Here is a 1,630-nt window from a genome sequence, read left to right as displayed (position 1 = left end):
CATCGGTGTTAGTTTCACCCGGAACCTTAAATACAGTGAGGGTTATCGATTCGGGGAGAATGGGTTTGGAAAGAAACCATTCGGCCTCAGCCCAGGATTGCAGAATGCGTTTTGCATATGAATTGGTTTCTGCCTTTTCCACAACATCATGGTAAGCGTCATAGACCATGACAATTTTGGATAAGGCTAACTGCGCCGCCTCCGCAGTTTCATCTAAATCCAGCAATTCGATTAACGGCTGAATGTTATAGCCGCCCATCATTGTGCCAAGCAATTCAGTGGCATGAACCGGTGTTATCAAATCACATTGGGCTTCCTGCTTGGCAATAGCGGCTAAAAAACCTGCTTTTACGTAGGCCGATTTGTCTACACCCGGTGGAACGCGGTGAATTAACAACTCAAGTAATACTTCTCTATCACTGTTTTGAGGTTGTTTAAGCCCTTCAATAATGTCAGACACCTGTTTTGCATCCAACGGTAAAGGCGGTAAACCCTCAGCAGCACGCTCTTCAACATGTTTTTGATATTCTTGCAGCACGAAAACGCTCCGAAGTTGAAACTAAGATGGGCGCTATTTTAACGCAAATTCACAAATCAAACTGAATCAAATCCAGAAACAGGGCCGAGTTCTGCTATAATTTCGGCCAATTTTCAGCTTATTTTTAATGGAGTTTTCATGGAATTAACTGCTCTTACTGCCATCTCACCGGTTGATGGCCGTTATGCCGATAAAACAAAGGCTTTGCGCCCCTATTTCAGTGAGTATGGTTTGCTGCGCGCCCGTGTTGAGGTCGAGTGCCGTTGGTTACATTTACTCGGCGCCAATGCTGATATTCATGAAGTCCCTAAATTAAGCGAAACAGCTGAACAATTTCTTAACGATTTAATGACTAACTTTTCGGTTGAGGATGCTGCTGAAATCAAGGCGATCGAGCGGGAAACCAACCATGATGTCAAAGCCGTTGAATACTTTATCAAACGTAAATTCAAACACAATGCCGAACTGGATGCCGTAAATGAGTTTGTGCATTTTGCCTGTACTTCAGAGGATATCAATAATACGGCCTATGGCATTATGCTTAAAAACGCCCGAGAACAGGTTATCCTGCCGGAAATGGACACGTTGATTGGCGCACTGAAGAAACTGGCTCTGGAGCAGGCTGAAACACCGATGATGTCACGTACTCATGGTCAACCGGCCTCTCCGACAACTCTGGGTAAAGAATTAGCGAATGTAGTAAAACGCCTGGAGCTGCAGCGTACCCATGTCGCTGCCGTATTGTTATACGGAAAAATGAACGGTGCGGTTGGTAACTACAATGCCCACTATGCGGCTTATCCAAATGTTGACTGGCCCATGATGGCGAATGCATTTGTCACTGGACTGGGACTGCGCTGGAACAAATACACCACTCAGATTGAACCGCATGATTATGTCGCCGAACTTTTCCAGGCGATGATTCGTTTTAATACCGTTTTAATTGATTTTTGCCGCGACGTATGGAGCTATATATCAATCGGCTATTTCAAACAACGAACCGTAAAAGGTGAAATTGGTTCTTCGACCATGCCGCATAAGGTTAATCCGATTGATTTTGAGAATGCTGAAGGCAACCTGGGTATAGCCAAT

Annotated in this window: 1 protein-coding gene and 1 pseudogene; one reads left to right on the top strand and one right to left on the bottom strand. The window is 44.7% G+C overall.

Annotation, left to right across the window (positions count from 1 at the left end):
- A pseudogene (locus B3O33_RS02050) lies at window positions 1-538 on the bottom strand (aconitate hydratase B); the annotation flags it as partial.
- A 138-nt stretch (window positions 539-676) separates the two neighbouring features.
- On the opposite strand from B3O33_RS02050, the gene purB reads away from it, so the two are divergent.
- The coding region (purB, locus tag B3O33_RS02045; protein ID WP_292362829.1) for an adenylosuccinate lyase at window positions 677-1,630 on the top strand (954 nt) is incomplete at its 3' end.

This window comes from Methylophaga sp. UBA1464 (assembly GCF_002325665.1).
Lineage (GTDB): Bacteria > Pseudomonadota > Gammaproteobacteria > Nitrosococcales > Methylophagaceae > Methylophaga.
The sequence above is the reverse complement of the archived record's forward strand: the minus strand, read 5'-3'. Positions and strand labels throughout refer to the sequence as shown.